At 63.2% G+C, this 13,866-nt stretch carries 14 protein-coding genes; 10 read left to right on the top strand and 4 right to left on the bottom strand.

Annotation, left to right across the window (positions count from 1 at the left end):
• The first annotated feature begins 43 nt into the window (after positions 1-43).
• From ACPS74_RS16815 to ACPS74_RS16775, 9 genes are all read left to right on the top strand, one after another.
• Complete coding sequence (locus tag ACPS74_RS16815) at positions 44-601, top strand: YceD family protein (RefSeq protein ID WP_036242337.1); 558 nt, start codon at positions 44-46, stop codon at positions 599-601.
• A gap of 152 nt (positions 602-753) precedes the next feature.
• Entirely contained in the window at positions 754-1,830 is a 1,077-nt protein-coding gene (plsX, locus tag ACPS74_RS16810; RefSeq protein ID WP_018407784.1) for a phosphate acyltransferase PlsX, read from the top strand.
• 8 nt (positions 1,831-1,838) lie between these two features.
• On the top strand, positions 1,839-2,816 hold the full coding sequence (locus ACPS74_RS16805) for a beta-ketoacyl-ACP synthase III (protein ID WP_029651925.1): 978 nt from the start codon (positions 1,839-1,841) through the stop codon (positions 2,814-2,816).
• A gap of 245 nt (positions 2,817-3,061) precedes the next feature.
• Positions 3,062-3,415, top strand: coding sequence for an integration host factor subunit alpha (locus ACPS74_RS16800; protein WP_029651926.1), 354 nt, complete (start codon positions 3,062-3,064; stop codon positions 3,413-3,415).
• Between the two features lie 64 nt (positions 3,416-3,479).
• Positions 3,480-4,880, top strand: coding sequence for a DNA repair protein RadA (radA, locus tag ACPS74_RS16795; protein ID WP_029651928.1), 1,401 nt, complete (start codon positions 3,480-3,482; stop codon positions 4,878-4,880).
• A gap of 214 nt (positions 4,881-5,094) precedes the next feature.
• Positions 5,095-5,727 (top strand): CvpA family protein, encoded by a 633-nt coding sequence (locus ACPS74_RS16790; protein WP_029651929.1) that lies wholly within the window; start codon positions 5,095-5,097, stop codon positions 5,725-5,727.
• A 99-nt stretch (positions 5,728-5,826) separates the two neighbouring features.
• Entirely contained in the window at positions 5,827-7,323 is a 1,497-nt protein-coding gene (gene purF / locus ACPS74_RS16785) for an amidophosphoribosyltransferase (protein ID WP_018407779.1), read from the top strand.
• Between the two features lie 236 nt (positions 7,324-7,559).
• Positions 7,560-7,856: a type II toxin-antitoxin system RelE/ParE family toxin gene (locus ACPS74_RS16780; protein ID WP_029651930.1), complete on the top strand. Its 297-nt coding sequence runs from the start codon at positions 7,560-7,562 to the stop codon at positions 7,854-7,856.
• 6 nt (positions 7,857-7,862) lie between these two features.
• Complete coding sequence (locus tag ACPS74_RS16775) at positions 7,863-8,609, top strand: SDR family NAD(P)-dependent oxidoreductase (RefSeq protein ID WP_029651931.1); 747 nt, start codon at positions 7,863-7,865, stop codon at positions 8,607-8,609.
• A 21-nt stretch (positions 8,610-8,630) separates the two neighbouring features.
• Here ACPS74_RS16775 and ACPS74_RS16770 read toward each other — a convergent pair whose 3' ends face one another.
• On the bottom strand, positions 8,631-9,179 hold the full coding sequence (locus tag ACPS74_RS16770) for a DUF992 domain-containing protein (protein ID WP_029651932.1): 549 nt from the start codon (positions 9,177-9,179) through the stop codon (positions 8,631-8,633).
• Between the two features lie 247 nt (positions 9,180-9,426).
• Here ACPS74_RS16770 and ACPS74_RS16765 point away from each other — a divergent pair, with 247 nt between their 5' ends.
• Positions 9,427-10,281 (top strand): EcsC family protein, encoded by an 855-nt coding sequence (locus ACPS74_RS16765; RefSeq protein WP_029651933.1) that lies wholly within the window; start codon positions 9,427-9,429, stop codon positions 10,279-10,281.
• Between the two features lie 171 nt (positions 10,282-10,452).
• On the opposite strand, the gene ACPS74_RS16760 is transcribed toward ACPS74_RS16765, so the two are convergent.
• The 3 genes from ACPS74_RS16760 to ACPS74_RS16750 all read right to left on the bottom strand — a co-directional run bounded on the left by ACPS74_RS16760 (position 10,453) and on the right by ACPS74_RS16750 (position 13,796).
• A complete protein-coding gene (locus tag ACPS74_RS16760; protein ID WP_029651934.1) occupies positions 10,453-10,860 on the bottom strand; it encodes an SRPBCC family protein in 408 nt (135 codons plus the stop codon).
• Between the two features lie 231 nt (positions 10,861-11,091).
• Positions 11,092-12,369, bottom strand: a complete 1,278-nt coding sequence (locus ACPS74_RS16755) for an alginate O-acetyltransferase AlgX-related protein (protein ID WP_036242317.1) — start codon at positions 12,367-12,369, stop codon at positions 11,092-11,094.
• A gap of 5 nt (positions 12,370-12,374) precedes the next feature.
• Positions 12,375-13,796 carry an MBOAT family O-acyltransferase gene (locus tag ACPS74_RS16750; RefSeq protein ID WP_029651936.1) on the bottom strand — a complete coding sequence of 474 codons (1,422 nt, stop codon included), beginning with the start codon at positions 13,794-13,796 and terminating at the stop codon, positions 12,375-12,377.
• Positions 13,797-13,866: the final 70 nt, after the last annotated feature.

The following is a 13,866-nucleotide window of genomic DNA, read 5'->3' as shown; positions in this document are numbered from 1 at the left end:
CACATATTTGATTATTGAACGCGCGCGACCTGGAGACGACGCCATGAACAACACTTTCGACCCGCATCCGCCGCTTTCGCGCCGTCTCGCCGTCTCTGAAGTGCCGCCCGAAGGTCTCGACGTCGACCTTCGGGCGACGCCGGCCGAGTGCGCCGCACTGGCGCAGCACAATGCGCTGCCCGCTGTCCATTCGCTCCAAGCAGAGCTGCGCGCGCGGCAACGGCGCGGCGACGGATTGGAGATCGAAGGCGAGTTGCGCGCCAGGCTTCGGCAAACCTGCGTCACGACGCTCGAAGAATTCGATTCGGAGCTTGTCGAACCCATTCAGATGCGCTTTGCACCGCCGCGGGGCGAGGCGCCGCGCGGTCGCAGGCGACACGAAGAGACGACTGAAATCACGTTGGATGAGGATCCGCCTGACCCGTTGATCGGCGGCGTCGTCGATCTCGGCGCCGTCGTTTCCGAGTTCTTCACGCTGGCGCTTGATCCCTATCCACGCAAGCCGGGGGCGAATTTCGTCGAACCCCAACCTGGGGACGGAACTCAGGCAGTCTCGCCTTTCGCCACCCTGGGACGGCTCAAACCGCGCCGCGAGGCTTGAGGCGAGACAGAATAGGCACTTGCGCCTGTGGCCAGCAAATGGCAAGTCGCCCGCAAGGGCGGGAGCGCGAACGCGCTTCTCGGACGCGTCACAAAGGCCGGCCAAGAATTAAGGCGGCGAATCCAGGCGCGCAGTCGGGAGAAACGGGTTAAATGCCGCAAACTATCCGGATCGCGCTCGACGCGATGGGCGGCGATTTTGGTCCGAAGGTGACCATCGCGGGCGCCGCCAACGCCCTTGAACGGCGTCCCGAGAGCCGCTTTCTATTGATCGGCGACGAGCCGGCGATCCGCGCGCAGCTTCAGCGTCATCCGCGCCTCGCCGAATGCGCCGACGTGCGCCACTCTTCGGTGTCGATCCGCATGGACGACAAACCGAGCCAGGCGCTGCGCTACGGGCGGCGGGTCTCGTCGATGTGGCTCGCGATCGAAGCGGTCAAGAAAGGCGACGCCGACGTCGCTGTCTCCGCCGGCAACACCGGCGCGCTCATGGCCATGGCGAAAATTTGCCTGCATACGATGGCGCGCGTCGACCGTCCCGCGCTCGCCTGCCTTTGGCCGACGCTAAGGGGACAATCCGTCGTGCTCGATGTCGGGGCCTCGATGGGCGCCAACGCCAGCCACCTCGTCGATCTGGCGATCATGGGCGCGGCGATGGCGCGGGTCATCCTGGGACTTGAGCGCCCGACCGTCGGCCTGCTCAACGTCGGCACCGAAGAAATCAAAGGCATTGAGGAAGTTAAGGCTGCATCGACCTTGCTGCGCGACCTCAACCTGCCGGGCTTCGATTATCGGGGCTTCATGGAGGGCGACGGCATCGGCAAAGGCGTCGTCGATGTCGTGGTCACCGAGGGCTTTACCGGAAACATCGCCCTTAAGACCGCCGAGGGAACCGCGGCGCAGGTCTCCGCCTATCTTAAAGAGGCGATGGGCGGATCGCTGCTCGCCAAGCTCGGCTATCTGCTGGCGCAGGGCGCCTTCCGCGAGCTTCGCGCGAAGGTGGACACGCGGGCGACAAATGGCGGCGTGTTCCTTGGGCTCGAAGGAATCGTCATGAAGAGCCACGGCGGCGCCGATCCAATCGGCTTTGCGCGCGCGATCGAGATCGGCCACGAGATGGCGGGCAGCGACCTTCTCAATCGCATCCGCGACACTGTCGCGCTGGCGCACCGCCTCGAAGGGCAGGACGGCGCCGATTCGACCAGTCCTCCCCGGGAAGCCGCTCAGTGACCACAAGCATGCCTCAACTGCGTTCCGTCGTTCTTGGCGTGGGCGCCTATTTGCCGGCGAAGACGCTTAGCAATGCCGATCTGTCCAAGCTCGTCGACACGAGCGACGAGTGGATTGTGCAGCGAACGGGAATCAAGGAGCGCCATATCGCCGCGGAAGGCGAGACGACGTCGATGCTCGGGGAATTGGCCGCGCGCGACGCCCTCGCCAACGCGGGAATTACCGCCGCCGACATCGACCTGATCGTCGTGGCGACGTCGACCCCCGACTGGACCTTCCCGTCAACAGCGACGCAGATTCAAGCGGCCCTCGGCATTACGCATGGTGTGGCGTTTGATCTGCAGGCCGTCTGCTCGGGATTCGTTTTCGCCGTCGCCACGGCGGAGAAATTTCTGCGCTCGGGCTCGCACAAGCGCGCGCTTGTCATCGGCGCCGAGACATTCTCTCGGATCATCGATTGGACCGACCGCACGACCTGCGTGCTGTTCGGCGACGGCGCCGGCGCGATGGTGCTCGAGGCGCGACCCTCGCAGGGCGGGTCAGAGGAGCGCGGCGTGTTGACGACTCACCTCCGCTCTGACGGACGCCATCGCGCGAAACTCCATGTCGACGGCGGCCCTTCCGCGACTCAAACCGTCGGTCATCTGCGTATGGAGGGGAAAGAGGTGTTCCGCTTCGCGGTTGGCCAAGTCACAGACGTCGTCAAAGATGCTTTCGCCGCGACGGGAATGACCCCCGAGGATCTCGACTGGTTCGTGCCGCATCAGGCGAATCGCCGAATCATCGACATGTCGGCGCAAAAGCTTGGGATTGCGCCGGAAAAGATCATCGCCACCGTGCATTTACACGGCAACACCTCCGCCGCGTCGGTGCCCCTGGCTTTGGCCGTGGCCGCAGCGGACGGACGAATCAAGCAGGGCGATCTCGTCATGCTTGAAGCTGTCGGGGGCGGCTTTACCTGGGGATCGGCGCTGATACGCTGGTAAGCTGGCGTAATACAACAACTATTTCAATGTAAGCAAATATTGGCAAGAAAATTACACGCGCGGTTACAACCTTCGCTTGATTTCCCCATTCAATTCTGAAAAATTCCGACAATAGCCGGTGGCGAATACCCGCTGTGGGCGGGTTTCGGAGCGCTAACGCGCCGCCCCTGATCGCGCCCCGTCGTCCCCCCGGCGCGCTCCGGACAGCCCACGACCGTCGTTTTTAATGAATTGTAGGGCAGAAAATGGCCAAGGGGGACGCGACCGCTAAGCCCAACGGCGAAGCGACAGAAGAGCGCATAGCGAGCCGGGGCACCGTGACCCGTTCGGACCTTGCAGACGCAATTCATCGGAAAGTCGGAGTGCCGCGGGCGGAATCCGCGAAATACGTCGAAATGGTGCTGGAAGAGATCTTCGAGCGCATCGTCGCGCGCGAAGACGTCAAGCTCTCTTCCTTTGGCGCCTTTGTCGTGCGCTCTAAGAAGGAGCGGCTGGGACGCAATCCGAAGACTGGCGCAGGCGCCAAGATTTCGGCGCGGCTGGTCGTCTCCTTCAAGCCGTCCAACATCATGCGCGCAAGAATTAACGGCGACGAATGACGCTTGCGCCGGCTGGCGCGCTTACCCGCTTGACAAGCGTCGGCGCGTCATGCGCCAAGCATGCATGGCCAAAAGCCGTGCGGTCTACGTCTGTCAGAACTGCGGCGCCGTCGCGTCGCGGTGGCAAGGTCGCTGCGACTCCTGCGGCGAGTGGAACAGCCTCGTTGAAGAGTCGGACGCCGGCGCGCCCGCCGTGTCCCGCCGCGCCGCGCGCGGCCGCGTCTTCGAACTCGAGGGGCTGGCCGGCGAAGGCCGGGCGGCGCCAAGAATTGCGACAGGAATCGACGAATTCGACCGCGTCACCGGCGGCGGCTTCGTGCCGGGCTCGGTGCTGTTGCTCGGCGGCGAGCCGGGCATCGGCAAATCCACTCTGCTCATCCAGGCCTGCGCGACTCTGGCGCGCCGCGGCGCGCGCGTCGTCTATATTTCGGGCGAGGAAGCCGTCGCCCAGGTGCGCCTGCGCGCAACGAGGCTCAATCTCGCCGATGCGCCGGTGGAGCTGGCCGCCGCAACTCAGGTCGAGGACATTCTCGCCACCTGCGCGACAGGCGCGCGCCCGGCGTTGATCGTCATCGATTCGATTCAGACGATGCACACCAACATGGCGGAGTCGGCGCCTGGAACGGTGACGCAGGTGCGCGCAAGCGCCCAGGCGCTCCTGCGCCACGCCAAGACGACGGGTTCGACGATCGTTCTCGTGGGCCATGTCACCAAGGACGGACAGGTCGCAGGTCCGCGCGTCGTCGAACACATGGTCGACGCCGTCCTGTCCTTTGAGGGCGACGGCGCGCATCATTTCCGCATGCTGCGCGCCTCCAAGAATCGCTTTGGCGCCACAGGTGAAATCGGCGTCTTCGAGATGACCAGCCTCGGACTCGCAGAAGTCGCCAATCCGTCGGCGCTTTTTCTCGCCGGCCGCGATTCTGGCGCGCCGGGCGCGGCGGTCGTCGCCGGCATGGAGGGGCAGCGTCCGCTGCTGATCGAAATCCAGGCGCTCGTCGCACCGACATCTCTGGGCACGCCGCGACGCGCCGTGGTCGGGTTCGACCAGAATCGGCTGTCCATGATCCTGGCCGTGCTCGAAGCGCATGGCGGGCTGAAGCTTGGCATGCACGACGTCTATCTCAACGTCGCAGGCGGATTTCGCGCCCACGAGCCGGCCGCCGACCTTGCCGCGGCCGCCGCCCTCGTCTCGTCGCTTACCGGCGCCGTCCTGCCGCCCGACATGTGCTTTTTCGGCGAAATTGGGCTCTCCGGCGCCGTGCGGCCCGTCATTCACGCCGGCATGCGACTGCGCGAGTCGGGCAAACTCGGTTTCCATCACGCCGTCGTCCCGCAGTCCCAACAAATTTCCGATGACGGGCGCGGCTCCGGCGTGACGATCCGTCCCTGCGCGGACGTCGGCGGCCTCGTCGCCGCCATCGCCCGCATATCGACGCGCGAAAGAACGATCGCGCGCGGCTAAGGAGGTCGCGCATTAGTGTTTCCGGCTGGCCTCAAGATGCGTTAGAAGGCTGCCAGTGCGAAAGCGAGACGCCTGCCGGACCGACGCTTGCCTACCCGCGGCGGCGCAAAGTTGACACAGGTTCTGGAGAGGGTCGTGCGGATGCCGCCCGGAAGGCGGCCAACAGCCCATTCAGAAGCGTTCAGAGCTCGGGCGAACAAGCAAGGGGCCAGCAATGCCGTCATATCTTGATTTGGCTGTGATTACCGTCGTTCTGATTTCGGGGATGCTCGCTCTTTTGCGCGGCTTCACCCGTGAAGTCCTTGCAATCCTGTCCTGGGTTGCGGCCGCGGCTGCGGCGTATTTCTTTTATCCGCTCGCCCTGCCCTACATCAAACCATACGTCAGCAAGGACGAGATCGCTCTCGCGGCTTCCGTGGCCTCCGTATTTTTCGTCTCTTTGATCGCCGTTTCTCTTGTCACGGTGAAGCTCTCGGACGTCATCCTCGATTCGAAGGTCGGCGCCCTCGATCGCACGCTCGGCTTCCTGTTCGGCGCCATTCGCGGCGCCCTGCTCGCCGTGGTCGCCTTCGTCTTTTACAGCTGGCTCGTGCCCGAAACGAATCAGCCGGAATGGGTCAAGGACGCACGCGCCAAGCCCTTCCTCACGGCTGGCGGCGAGAAGCTGCGCGAAATGCTGCCCGACGACATCGACAGCCTCGTCGCAAAGATCAAGGCCAAGAAGGGCGCTCCGAATGAGGAGCCGCCGGCCGACGTCGAGCCGGACAAGATTCAGCCTGCGCCGACCGACGCCAGCTCCGAGGCGCCGGCCGAGGCGGCGCCAGCGTCGGGCGATAAGCCTGAATGATGGTCTTGCGGATGGGCCCCGCCGCTGGCACATATGACGGGAATACGACGCCCGGTCGTTTGGGAATGCTGAGCGGCGGCGCGTCACGGGGGACGAAGCATGACCGAGGCCGCCGAGGATCTTCAGCGATCCTCATCGCGCGAGATTAACGCGACAGACGATCTCGACGGCGACAGGCTTCGCGAATACTGCGGCGTGTTCGGCGTGTTCGATCTGCCGGACGCCGCAGCGATCGCCGCCTTGGGCTTGCACGCCCTGCAGCATCGCGGCCAAGAGGCGGCGGGCATCGTCAGCTTCGACGGCGGCCGCTTTCATGGCGAGCGCCGATTGGGCCTGGTCGGCGACCACTTTTCTCAAGAAAACACGATCAAGCGCCTGCCCGGCGCCGCAGCGATCGGGCATGTGCGCTACGCCACCACCGGCGAAACCATGCTGCGCAACGTGCAGCCGCTGTTCGCGGAGTTGAACACGGGCGGCTTCGCGGTCGCCCACAACGGCAACCTAACCAATGCCCAGACGCTGCGCCGCGAACTGATCCGCGAAGGCGCGATTTTCCAATCGACTTCGGACACCGAGGTCATCCTTCATCTCGTGGCGCGCAGCCGCCGGCCGCTGCTCATCGACCGTTTCATCGAAGCGCTTCGCTCGATCGAAGGCGCCTATTCGCTAGTCGCGCTCACCAACAAGAAGCTGATCGGCGCGCGCGATCCGCTCGGCATCCGGCCGCTCGTCATCGGCGAATTCAACGGAAAGTATATTCTCGCGTCGGAGACTTGCGCGCTCGACATTATCGGCGCGCGCTTCGTGCGCGACGTGATGAATGGCGAGATCGTCATTATCTCCGAGGACGGAATTCAGAGCTTGCGGCCGTTTCCGCCGCAGCCGATGCGCCCCTGCATCTTCGAATATATCTATTTCGCCCGTCCCGATTCCATCGTCCATGGCCGTCCGGTCTATGAGGTGCGCAAGGCGATGGGCGCCGAGCTGGCGCGCGAGCGTCTGATCGACGCTGACGTCGTGGTGCCCGTGCCGGACTCCGGGGTGCCTGCGGCGCTCGGCTATTCGCAGCAGTCGGGCGTGCCGTTCGAGCTCGGCATTATCCGCAATCACTATGTCGGGCGCACCTTCATCGAGCCCACGCAAATCGCCCGCGATTTCGGCGTGCGCATGAAACACAGCGCCAATCGCTGCGTCGTCGCCGGGAAGCGCGTAATCCTCATCGACGATTCCGTGGTGCGCGGCACGACCTCGGTGAAAATCGTGCAGATGATGCGCGACGCCGGCGCGACGGAAGTGCATTTCCTGATTTCATCGCCGCCGATCACCAATCCGGACTATTACGGCATCGATACGCCGCAGAAGGAGAATCTGCTCGCCGCGACGCATACGCTCGATGAGATGCGCGAATATATCGGCTGCGACTCGCTGGGCTTCCTGTCGGTCGACGGCATCTACCGCGCCATGGGCTACGAGCGTCGCGATCCCATCCGGCCGCAGTTCACCGATCACTGCTTCACCGGGGATTATCCCACGTCGCTGACCGACCTTGTCGGCGAAAACCGGGCGCAGCTGTCGCTGCTGGCGGAGGCGAGCTGATACATGACAATCGCGCGAACGAGATCCCCATGCCATGGCGAGTGAAGTAACAGCATCGGCGGTCATGCCCTCCGCCACGCCCACTGAAGCGGAGGTGGAAGACTGGGGCCGGCTGCCGCGAGACGAACAACTGCGCCGGCTGCGCGAAGTACTCGCAGATGCTGATGGCGCCGCTGCGTCAGAGACAACGATGGAAGAAGTTTTAGCGGAAGCTCGTCGGCGCGCTGACCAACGGCGTGGCTGAATTCAGACTTTCTCGTCGCGCGCACGCCGATTTGCTCGACATTTACGCCTTTACCGAAGCGACGTTCGGATCCTATCAGGCCGAAGCCTACCACTCAGGATTAGCGCGCACATTCGGCCTGCTGGCTGACTTTCCTGCTATAGGAGTCAGCAGGGAAGAGATTCTCCCGCGCCTTCGACAGTTTCGTTTCCAGTCGCATTTGATTTTCTATTGCGACGAAGGAGACCATGTCTTCATCCGAGCGCTGATCCATGTGCGTCAGGGCCTCAGGCCATCCTTGTTCGAATAGACTGTCATGACGCTTCTCCCTTCCGACCGCATCGCACTTGTCACCGGCGCTTCGCGCGGCATTGGACGCGCCCTGGCGCTCGAACTCGCGCGCGACGGCGCGCATGTCATCGCCCTGGCGAGAACGCAGGGCGCGCTCGAAGAACTCGACGATGAAATCCGCGCGCAGAGCGGACAGGCGACGCTCGTTCCCTGCGATCTGGCCGACTTCGACGCGCTTGACCGTCTCGGCGCCGCGTTGTTCGAACGCTGGGGCAAGCTCGACGTCTTCGTCGGCAATGCGGGGATTCTAGGACCTCTGTCGCCGCTCGCGCACGTCGACCCGAAGGACTGGAACCGCGTCATGGCGGTCAACGTCACCGCGAACTGGCGGCTCATCCGTTCACTTGATCCGCTCTTGCGCGCGTCAGGCGCCGGACGCGTCCTCTTCATCACCTCAGGGGCGGCGCATCGCGAGGCCATGAAGCCGTTCTGGGGCCCTTATGCGATCTCGAAGGCGGCGCTCGAAGCGATGGCCCGCACTTATGCATCCGAGGCCGCCGGCGATGGCGTGACCGTCATGCTCGCCAATCCGGGTCCGCTGCGCACGCGCATGCGCGCTCTGGCGATGCCCGGCGAAGATCCGATGACGCTCAAAACGCCTGAAGAATTCGCACAAAAAAGCCTCGCGCTGCTGGCGCCGGAATGGCGCGAGAGCGCGAGGCTTTATGATTTCCCCACCGACCGGCTGCTGAGCTTCACCGCGCCTGCCTAAGGCGAGGTTTACGCTGAAGATTTAGCCGTGATGGTGGTGATAATGGTGATGATGGTGGACGTGATGGCGGCGCATCATGGGCGCCGGCGGCGGGACATAGGTGAGCGTCAAGCGCTCGACGCCAGCCGTCCAACCGACGCCGGAGCCGGCCTGGATGTTGAATGGCTGAAGCGAGAAAGTGTCGTTGGATCCGCCGACGAGCGCCGCGCCGCCGCCGCCGACCACAACCTTGGCTGAGAAGCCCGGGCCATAATAGGAGCCCGCGAGCGCGCCCGGTCCGATATGACTGGTGGCGGAGACGACCCCCCAGGCAAGCTCGCCAGCACCGTTGATCGTCACATTCGCGCCGACCTTGGTGAGCGCGCCGACGTAATGAGCAGGAACAGCGCCTTCAGCGTCATCGCGATACATGCAGTCGATCTGCTGATTTTCGACCAAGACGCTGATGCCGTTGCCAAGCAGCCGGCACTGCAAGGAGCCGATGCGGTCGCCCGCGAAAGCGCTCGCCGGCGCCAGCAGGGCTAGAGCGAAAACGCCGCTCAGCGCGCGACCCAATCCAAACTTCCGCATTTAAATCTCCTCTTCCTGATCTGCGCGCTCCGTCTGAAGCGGAGCCGCAGAAGCACGTCTGCAGTACATCACGACCGGCGAAATGCAACAGCGCCGCTCCCGCCACGCAGCTATAGCGTCTGGAGGGCGGATCATGTGCGCGGACGCACGAGCGTGCGCGCCTGCTGCTTCGCCACACCTTTGCCGCGCTTGCAAAGGACGTGGAAGAGTCCGATTTCTAAAGTGATCTAAAGAAACCGAGGATTCCGTGGCGAACTCCTATCCGCTTCCCGTTCTCGTGAACCAGGGCCTGTCCCAGTCCGACGTCGAAGCGCTGCGCGCCGCCGTCGCGGCGCTGGAAAGACAGAGTTTTGCAACGCGGCTTGCCGGATTGGCGAGCCGGCAGCTGAGTTTTGGCTCGATGACGCTGCCGCCGCGACTGCAGGCGACGGTCGCCTCGGCGACGCAAAAGGCGCTCGCCGCGGCGATGAAGTTGGCCTTGGCCAGCCTCGACGCGCAGCCGGCGAAGGACTCCATACGCATTCACCGGCGTCTGGCGGCGCTGACGGGAGGCGTCGGCGGCGCCGTTGGACTTGCCAGCCTGCCGCTCGAACTGCCGCTGTCGACGACGATCATGTTGCGCTCGATCGCGGAAATTGCGCAGTCCGAGGGAGAAGACCTGCGCCACCCGGGCGCCGCCCTCGCCTGTCTCGAAGTTTTTGCGCTGGGCGGCCCTTCCGCCGAAGGCGCCGTTCTAGAGGGCGGCTATCTCGCGCTCCGCGCGCTTCTCGCGAAATCCGTGTCCGACGCTGCACGTTTTATGACTGTCCATCAGATCTCCAGCGAAGCGGCGCCCGCCCTGGCGCGTCTGATCGGCGCGATCGGGGCGCGCTTCGGCATGGTCGTGTCGCAAAAAACCGCGGCGCAGGCTGTCCCGATCATCGGCGCGATCAGCGGCGCGGCGATCAATGTCGCCTTCACCGAGCACTTCCAGAGCCTCGCGCGCGGCCATTTCGTGGTCCGCCGACTGGAGCGGCTTTACAGCCCGGCCCTGGTGCATGCGGAATACGCGAGGATCGCCCGCTCAGAGGGCTATTGGGATGATCCGTCGCAGGCGGCGTGAGCGGCGAGCGTTTGATCCCGCTGCAGATGGGTGATGTCTCAATTGAGAATTTCGGCCCTTGGGTGAACCCCGGAAACATTTGGCTGGCAGCCGGGATGTTCGCATCGCGCCAAAAAAGCGAGGTTCCATGATGGCGGGTCATGCGAATGCTATGCACGATCGCCGCTATCTTTAAGCCGTGGCCTCGACGTATTTTTTGAAGTTGTTCAAAATTGTTTGCCACCCATCGCGCTGCTGTTCGATTGAGTGTTCGGTTTCTGCATCGAAGGTGCTGCGCACTGTTACGCCATTCGCACTTTCCAAAAATTCCACGGCGCCGCTACGGTCTCCGAAGGAATATTCGATCAGCTCGTGCCGAACGATCTTGGTGTAAGTTCCGGCAAAGTCGAAACCAAAGCTGCCGTCTTTGGCCTCCATGCGGGAGGAGAAGGCGCCGCCCTCGCGCAGATCGACTGTGGCGCGCGGGCAATGCCAAGTGTCGATCGCGAAGTTCCACTTCGTGATGTCGGCCGGTGTGGTGTAGGCAGACCAGACTCGGGCGATCGGCGCATGGACAAGCGTTTCGACAGTAAGTTTCATTGATTGTGATCCTGCGGCATAGTTTTCTCGAATTAGACTCTTGAAGTCCGCATTTCGCGAGCCGCGCTTTCTGGCGACGTGGCGAAACAATTGATACGTTCAAACGCGCATCCCGATATCTCCCCGCTTGCGGGAGATAGTCAAGGTGAGGGGAAGGGCGATCGGGTGAAGAGCTTCCTCTTCATCCTGAAGAGCGTGCGCAGCACGGATTCACTTAATTCCGCATCTTCACTAAGGCACACGGCGCAACGCCTCGGCGAGATGCCCGACCTGCTTCGTCGTGGCGATGCTCGATTCATTTTCTTCGAGCAGGATGAAATCAGCGCCCGCGAGGTTCTCATCGAGTTCCTCTGTCGTGGCCGGCAGCCGTTCGCCGTTCGAGGCGTCGCCAGGCGCGCGCCGGTAATGGCCGAGTTCGACACTGTTGTCCTCAGTCCGCATGTAGAACCAATAATCGACTTGAGGCGGACAGGGCGCGAGGGTCGCCGCCGCCAGAACTTCATGCAGAAAGCTTCCGCCCAGCGCGAGCAGCCGCGGCGGGCGTGCGCAATCGCCCTTCTCCCCTGCCCGGCCGATCGCCGCCGTGGGGTAATGCGCGTCCGGCGATAAAAGATTGAGGAGATCCAGCAGGTCGCGGTCGGTGCCCAAAGCTTCCGGCGCCGGCGCTGAAGTAAAGTCCAGCACGCCGACGGGAGAAGCGGGAAGCGCGCGTGTGGCTTCACGCATGGCGAGCGCGCTGCCGACGCTGTTCCAATGCGTGCCGCCGCGCGGAAAGAGCGGTATCGGTTGTTTGGGCTTTTCCGCCGCAATGAGCGCCGGGCCGTCCACATAGCGCAGCTGAGCTTCATCGAGCGCCGCACGGTAAGGCGCAAGCTTTTCGGGCATCGCCGTCGCGCGCAGGGCGCAAGCCGCCGACTTTGGCAGATCTTCCGGGTAGCGCGCCGCCTTTGACGGCGAAATGAGATAGACGAAGCTCTTGCCGCGCGCCTGCGCGCTCTCCTGAATTTCGCGCAGCGTCGAAGACCACGCGCCGAGCCGCGCGGAATCGACGGCGCCGTCGCGTCCGCAAAATTCATCGATGTAGAACTGCTCATAGAGCTGGCCATTGCGGCCGATCACGACTCCGGGCGCCGCCGAGCCGCCGAAAAGCGAAAAGACGAGCTGATTTTTCGCGCGAACGGAGATCGGAAAAACCGGCGACATTCGGCCAAGATTGATGGAGACCGCCTTTTGCGTTTCTCCTGACAGGAAGGCGTCGAGAGTCCAGGACGCGGGCTTTGGCTTCGCGACGCCGTAAAGCGGCCAGGCGCTGCGGATGCGCAGCTTCGGCCAATCGCCTTCGACGGCGAAATTCCACAGATTGGCGAGAAAGAGGAAGGCGATGAAGCCGGCGCAACCGAAAATCGGCAGGCGCGCAAGCGTGAGCGCCTTCATGAAGGCGCGTCGTGTAGCGACGCTTTCTCCTTCAAGTCGCACGGCGGGCTTATTCTTTTCGGCGAGATCGCTCATGCGACTCAAAACCGGAAGTAGATGAACGGCTTGAAAGGATCGGCAAGTCCCTTCGCCAAGGCCGCAAGGAAGAGCATGGAAAGCGCGCCGTTCGACGCCAGAGCGAAGCGCTGCGCCGCGACTCCCCAGTCGAAGTGTTTGACATAAAGCGACAGGCGCTGCGCGACGCAGATTGCCGCGGCTATCAGCGCCACGACCACATATTCGGGAGGAATCGCGATAGGCGCGCTGGCGTGCGCCCACGGAGTCGCCATCAACGCGAGCAGCGCGCCGGCTTGCGTGAGAGAGGTTGCGCGAAAGAATGTCCAGCCGACGATCACGATGATCATCGCGATGATGTTGGCGACCCAGTCCGGCAAGCGCTGCAAGCGATTGACGAGAAAGAGCCGGTCGAGCACGAGGAACACGCCGTTATAGGCGCCCCAGGCGATATAGGTCCAAGCCGCGCCGTGCCAGATTCCCGAAGCGAAGAAACAGATCCACAGATTGAGGTAGGTGCGCGCTTCGCCGCGCCGATTGCCGCCGAGCGGGAAATACAAATATTCGCGAATCCAGCTCGTCAGAGAGATGTGCCAGCGCCGCCAGAAATCGGTGATGCTCGTCGCGACATAGGGCATGTTGAAATTTTCAAGCAGCCGGAAACCGAACATGCGCGCCAGCCCAATCGCCATGTCGGAATAGCCGGAAAAATCGAAATAGATCTGGAAGGTGAAGAACAGCACGCCCGCCCAGGCTTCCACGAAGCCAAGGGAGCTGACGTCATGCGCGAAGATCAGGTCCGCGCCGCTGGCAAGCGTATCGGCGAAGAGCAACTTCTTCACGACGCCAAGCATGAAGCGGGAAAAACCCACGACAAAGTCGTCGACGTCGGCGTGCGGCATCGCCTCGAACTGGCGCGCGATGTCGTGATATTTGATGATCGGGCCGGCGAGGAGCTTGGGAAAGAAAAAGACGTAAAGCCCGTAAAGCAGCGAACTACGCGCCGGCGCCGTGACGCCGCGATAGACGTCGACGAGATAGGTGATCTTTTCAAAGACGATGAAGCTGACGCCGATCGGCAGCGCGATCTGCGGGATGTTGATTCCCGGCAGCGTCAACGCCTTCAGCAGCGCGTCGACATTGAGCGCGAGAAAACCCGTATATTTGTAATAGACGAGGATCGCGAGATTGGCGACGACGCCGAGCGCGAGCCAGCGTTTGGATGTGTCGCTCGCGGCCGATGTCGCAATCTTCTGCCCCACGTAAAGGTCGAGCCCGACCGACGCGAAGACAAGGAGGATGAAGACCGGCTCGCTCCAGGCGTAAAAGACGACGCTTGCCGCAAAGAGGATGACGGCCCGCCGCGCGCGGACTTCTCCAAAGAAGAGATACAGGAGGTAAACCGCCGGGCCGAACAGGAACAGGAACAGCGGCTCGTAGAAAAGCATGATTGTCCTGCGTTTCTCGGCGCGCTGGCGCGAGCGCGAAGGCCTGCGGCTTTTACCAAAAGCCCAGCAG

Origin of the sequence: Methylocystis sp. SB2, from assembly GCF_049817085.1 — a bacterium.
Lineage (GTDB): Bacteria > Pseudomonadota > Alphaproteobacteria > Rhizobiales > Beijerinckiaceae > Methylocystis > Methylocystis rosea.
Note: the sequence above shows the minus strand (reverse complement) of the source record. Positions and strands in the feature narration are given on the sequence as shown.

What these genes read in the sequence shown, in the direction of transcription:
- ACPS74_RS16805 (WP_029651925.1), top strand. Translation starts at nt 1,839, where the DNA reads ATGCCTCAACTGCGTTCCGTCGTTCTTGGCGTGGGCGCCTATTTGCCG.
- ACPS74_RS16800 (WP_029651926.1), top strand. Translation starts at nt 3,062, where the DNA reads ATGGCCAAGGGGGACGCGACCGCTAAGCCCAACGGCGAAGCGACAGAA.
- ACPS74_RS16770 (WP_029651932.1), bottom strand. Translation starts at nt 9,179, where the DNA reads ATGCGGAAGTTTGGATTGGGTCGCGCGCTGAGCGGCGTTTTCGCTCTA.
- ACPS74_RS16775 (WP_029651931.1), top strand. Translation starts at nt 7,863, where the DNA reads ATGACGCTTCTCCCTTCCGACCGCATCGCACTTGTCACCGGCGCTTCG.
- ACPS74_RS16755 (WP_036242317.1), bottom strand. Translation starts at nt 12,369, where the DNA reads ATGAGCGATCTCGCCGAAAAGAATAAGCCCGCCGTGCGACTTGAAGGA.
- radA (WP_029651928.1), top strand. Translation starts at nt 3,480, where the DNA reads ATGGCCAAAAGCCGTGCGGTCTACGTCTGTCAGAACTGCGGCGCCGTC.
- plsX (WP_018407784.1), top strand. Translation starts at nt 754, where the DNA reads ATGCCGCAAACTATCCGGATCGCGCTCGACGCGATGGGCGGCGATTTT.
- ACPS74_RS16760 (WP_029651934.1), bottom strand. Translation starts at nt 10,860, where the DNA reads ATGAAACTTACTGTCGAAACGCTTGTCCATGCGCCGATCGCCCGAGTC.
- ACPS74_RS16815 (WP_036242337.1), top strand. Translation starts at nt 44, where the DNA reads ATGAACAACACTTTCGACCCGCATCCGCCGCTTTCGCGCCGTCTCGCC.
- purF (WP_018407779.1), top strand. Translation starts at nt 5,827, where the DNA reads ATGACCGAGGCCGCCGAGGATCTTCAGCGATCCTCATCGCGCGAGATT.
- ACPS74_RS16750 (WP_029651936.1), bottom strand. Translation starts at nt 13,796, where the DNA reads ATGCTTTTCTACGAGCCGCTGTTCCTGTTCCTGTTCGGCCCGGCGGTT.
- ACPS74_RS16790 (WP_029651929.1), top strand. Translation starts at nt 5,095, where the DNA reads ATGCCGTCATATCTTGATTTGGCTGTGATTACCGTCGTTCTGATTTCG.